The sequence below is a fragment of the Microbacterium sp. genome, from assembly GCF_026393345.1.
Classification (GTDB): Bacteria; Actinomycetota; Actinomycetes; order Actinomycetales; family Microbacteriaceae; genus Microbacterium.
The window spans coordinates 1-4,056 of the sequence record NZ_JAPLAI010000006.1 but is presented as its reverse complement, the minus strand read 5'-3'; the positions used below and the strand labels follow the sequence as shown (position 1 = coordinate 4,056).

Genomic DNA, 4,056 nt, shown 5'->3' with positions numbered 1-4,056 from the left:
GGCGACCATCGACGACGTCATCGCCAACGGTCCGCTCGACCCCACCACGATCGGTACGGTCCCGAACGTCGGCCTCATGGCTCAGGCCGCCGAGGAGTACGGCAGCCACGACAAGACCTTCGAGATTGCCGCACCCGGAAAGGTGCAGATCCTCGACTCGGAGGGCGAGGTGCTCATCGAGCACGACGTCGAAACCGGTGACATCTGGCGCGCCACCCAGACCAAGGACATCCCCGTCCGCGATTGGGTCAAGCTCGCCGTCAACCGCGCCCGCGCCACCGGGTCGCCGGCCGTGTTCTGGCTCGACGCGAACCGCGCGCACGACGCGCAGCTGATCGCCAAGGTCGCCACCTACCTCGGCAAGCTCGACACCAAGGGCATCACGACGACGATCCTGCCGCCGGCCGAGGCCACGCGGTACTCGCTGGCGCGCATGCGTCAGGGCCTGGACACCATCTCGGTGACCGGCAACGTGCTCCGCGACTACCTGACCGACCTGTTCCCGATCCTCGAGGTTGGCACGAGCGCCAAGATGCTCTCGATCGTCCCGCTCCTCGCGGGTGGCGGCCTGTTCGAGACCGGCGCCGGCGGTTCCGCCCCGAAGCACGTGCAGCAGCTCCTCGCCGAGAACTTCCTGCGCTGGGACTCGCTCGGCGAGTTCTTCGCGCTGGCCGCCTCGCTCGAGCACTACGGCGAGTACACCGGGAACGCCAAGGCCAAGATCCTCGCCGACACGCTCGACCGCGCGACGGGCACGTTCCTCGAGAACGACAAGTCGCCCGGCCGCACGCTCGGCACGATCGACAACCGCGGCAGCCACTTCTCCCTCGCCCTCTACTGGGTGCAGGAGCTGGCGGCGCAGACCGAGGATGCGGAGCTCGCCGCCGTCTTCGCGCCGGTCGCCGAGAAGCTCGCCGCCGAGGAGCAGACGATCCTCGCGGAGCTCCTCGCGGTGCAGGGCTCTCCGGTCGACATCGGCGGGTACTACCACCCCGACGAGACGCTCGTCACCCAGGTGATGCGCCCGTCCGCGACGCTGAACGCCATCTTCGACAACCTGGCGTAATCTCGCTCAACGACGAAGGGGCCGGATGCTGCAGCATCCGGCCCCTTCGTCGTTCCTCGGTCGATGTGAGGAACGCGGGGTCAGTAGTGGACCCACACCTCGGTGCCGGTGACGGCCCAGCCATACACGAAGGCCGCGTCGTCGTTCCACATGTTCACGCAGCCGTGGCTCTGCGGGTAGCCGAGGCTGCTCCGGAAGGCTGATGCGCCGTGGAACGCGATGTCCGGGGCGAAGTAGGTCACGTACGGGACGTTCTTGGTGCAGTAGCTGTTCTGCGCGGCCGGGTTGTAGCAGAGGGCGCCCATGTCCTGCACCCGCACGTGGGCGAAGACTTTGAAGCGCCCGGTCGGGGTGACATTGGGGTTCAGTCCCGACGAGATCGTGTAGCTGCCCACGACCTGGTCGTTCTCGTACAGGTAGGTGCGCTGCGTCGCGAGGTTCACCTCGATGCGGCGGGTGACCGCCGAACTGGCGAACGGCACCTCGGTGACCGAGAGTCCGTACTGCGCGTTACCGTCGGCGAGCTGCGCGGCGAACGCATCCGCGACGCCCGTGGTGTCGCCGAGCGTGCGTCCGGTGGTGCCGGGATTGAGCTCGGCGAGGACCTCGCCCGACGTGTTCGTGATGACGCGGGCGTCGACAGGTGCCCGGTCGATGAGGCCCGGGAGCGTGTCGACGACCGCCTGGATCGCGGCGGCGTCGGCGGTGATGGTCAGCTCGCCTTCGACGTCGTCCACGGTCAGCCAGGAGGCGACCTGGGCGCGGTCGAGGGGAACCGCCCGCTCCTCGCCGACGTAGAACCCCGCGGTGTCGAGCATGGCGTTGAGCGTGGCAACTGTCTCGTCCGCGGTCGCGGTCGTGACTGCTGCCTCGACCGGCACAGCGTCCACGTCGATGTGCGCGGCGGCGGATCCGTCGGTGAACGCGTCCTGCACGGCGGCGCGGATGGTCTCGGGGTCGATGCCCTCGCCGTCGGTGGCCGGGACCGTCGCATAGGTCGCGGTCGCGGGGTCGAACGCCACGGACGCGTCGACCGGATCGGTGTACAGCTCGCCGAGCTTCGCCCGCAGCGCGGCCTCGGCCGTATCGGGGTCGAGGGTGACCTCGGCCGTGATCGGCTCCGCGTTCCACTGCGACACGTTCCAGAGCGGATGCTCGGCGAACGCCTTCTCCGCCAGCGCCTCGGCATCCACCGACGCGCCGAGCTCGGCGCCGGTCAGTGTCGCGTCGCCGTCCGGCGTGGAGATCTCGATCGTGGTGGCGGCCAGGCGCGCGGTCAGTGCATCGGAGGCGGCGCCGGCGGTGAGACCGCCGACGTGGACACCGGCGACCGCGGTACCGGGCGCGATGAGGATGAGGGATGCGGCCACCGCAGCGACCGCGAGGACACCGCCGGGGATGCCGAGCCAGAGCCCGAGATGCTTCTTCTTGGGGGCCGGTTCCTCCGGCGCCCAGGAGTACACCGTGGTGGGGTCCGAGGGGCCGCCGTCGCCGGTGGGCGGGTCGACGGGTGCGGTGTCGTCGACCGCATCCTTGCTCGTCGCGATCGAGCCGGTCGCGAGATCCGTCACGCCTTTACCCCCCCTGGCCGCGGGTCCTCACGCGGACCCGTTCGTTCTAATGGTAAACGCGCGGGTGCGCGTGTGGGGCAACGTTCTCGTCACGCTCCGCCGTGTATCCCTGGACGGCTGTGTGGCGGGAGGACGCAGAAAAGTCTTGCGGGAAGTTAGTTCGTAAGGTGTACTAACAAACATGACGGCCGCCACCCGCCCCCAGCCCGCCTCCGCAGCCCGGACCAGCCAGGCTGGCGCCTTCGTCCCCGGACGCGTGCTGCGCTCGGACCGCAAGGTGCTGCCGGGGCAGGCGCGCGAGCACAACCGGTCGCTCGTGCTGCAGACACTGTTCCACCGTGGCGCGATGAGCCGAGCGGACCTCGCCCGGGAGACCGGGCTGACCCGCGTGACGATCTCGGACCTGATCGCGGAACTCATCGCCGACCGGTTCGTCGCCGAGCAGGGCGTCCGGGAGGCGGGCCGACCGGGCAAGCCCGCGATGCTCGTGGACCTCGACCGCGCCGGGCACCGGATCGTCGGGATCGACCTGTCCGGTGCCGAGGAGTTCCTGGGCGCCGTCCTGACCCTGGACGGCGAGATCGTCGTGCGGCGGCAGACGCCGCATCCCGCGGATCCGACGCAGGTCCTGGATGCGGTGATCGAGCTGGCGCGCGCGCTCGTCGCCGATGCCCACGCGCCCGTCCTCGGGATCGGCATCGGCACCCCCGGCGTGATCGACGACCACGGTGTCGTGCTCACTGCGCCGAACATGGGCTGGGCCGGCTTCGACCTCGAGGGGGTGTTGAGCGAGGCGCTTCGACTCCCGGTGCTCGTGGCCAACGACGCCAACGCGGCCGTCCTCGCCGAGTACACGTTCGGCGGAGCCGGCGACGATGTGCTTCTCGTGAAGGTCGGTCGCGGTGTCGGTTCGGGCCTGCTGGCGGCAGGACAGCCCATGCGCGGCAGCCGGTTCGCGGCGGGCGAGATCGGCCACGTCACGGTTGGCACCGACGGCGGACCGGTGTGCGCCTGCGGCAAGGTCGGATGCCTCGAAGCCTGGCTGTCGGTGCCGTCGCTCCTCGCCCGCCGGGCGGAGGCGACCACGCCCGCCGAGGCCGACACGGTGCTGCGGGACGCCGGGGAACGACTGGGAATCGCCCTCGCCCCGGTGGTCGGCGCACTCGACCTGTCGGAGATCGTCCTCTCCGGCCCGAACGAACTCCTCGGCGGTGTGCTTGCGCAGGCCACCGCCGAGGCCCTCCGCACCAGAACGCTCGCCCCGTTCCATGAGGGCGTCCAGGTGCGGATGACGGAGCAGGGCCAGGACATCGTCCTGCGCGGTGCCGCCGTCATGGTCCTGTCGGCGCGCCTCGGCGTCTCGTAGCAGGACCGATCGGGCGCGCGCGGTGCGCGTCCGCACCCGTCACAGAGAAGAAG

The 4,056-nt window shown here is 70.3% G+C and carries 3 protein-coding genes; 2 read left to right on the top strand and 1 reads right to left on the bottom strand.

All coding sequences use genetic code 11. The annotated features are described in order from the left end of the window. The coding region (locus tag NT132_RS00460; RefSeq protein WP_297783132.1) for an NADP-dependent isocitrate dehydrogenase at nucleotides 1-1,066 on the top strand (1,066 nt) is incomplete at its 5' end. Nucleotides 1,067-1,146: 80 nt separating this feature from the next. Here the strand turns inward: NT132_RS00460 and NT132_RS00455 are convergent. After that, a complete protein-coding gene (locus tag NT132_RS00455; RefSeq protein WP_297783129.1) occupies nucleotides 1,147-2,637 on the bottom strand; it encodes a L,D-transpeptidase family protein in 1,491 nt (496 codons plus the stop codon). A 181-nt stretch (nucleotides 2,638-2,818) separates the two neighbouring features. Between NT132_RS00455 and NT132_RS00450 the strand changes: the two genes are divergently transcribed. Continuing rightward, nucleotides 2,819-4,003, top strand: a complete 1,185-nt coding sequence (locus NT132_RS00450; RefSeq protein WP_297783126.1) for an ROK family transcriptional regulator — start codon at nucleotides 2,819-2,821, stop codon at nucleotides 4,001-4,003. Nucleotides 4,004-4,056: the final 53 nt, after the last annotated feature.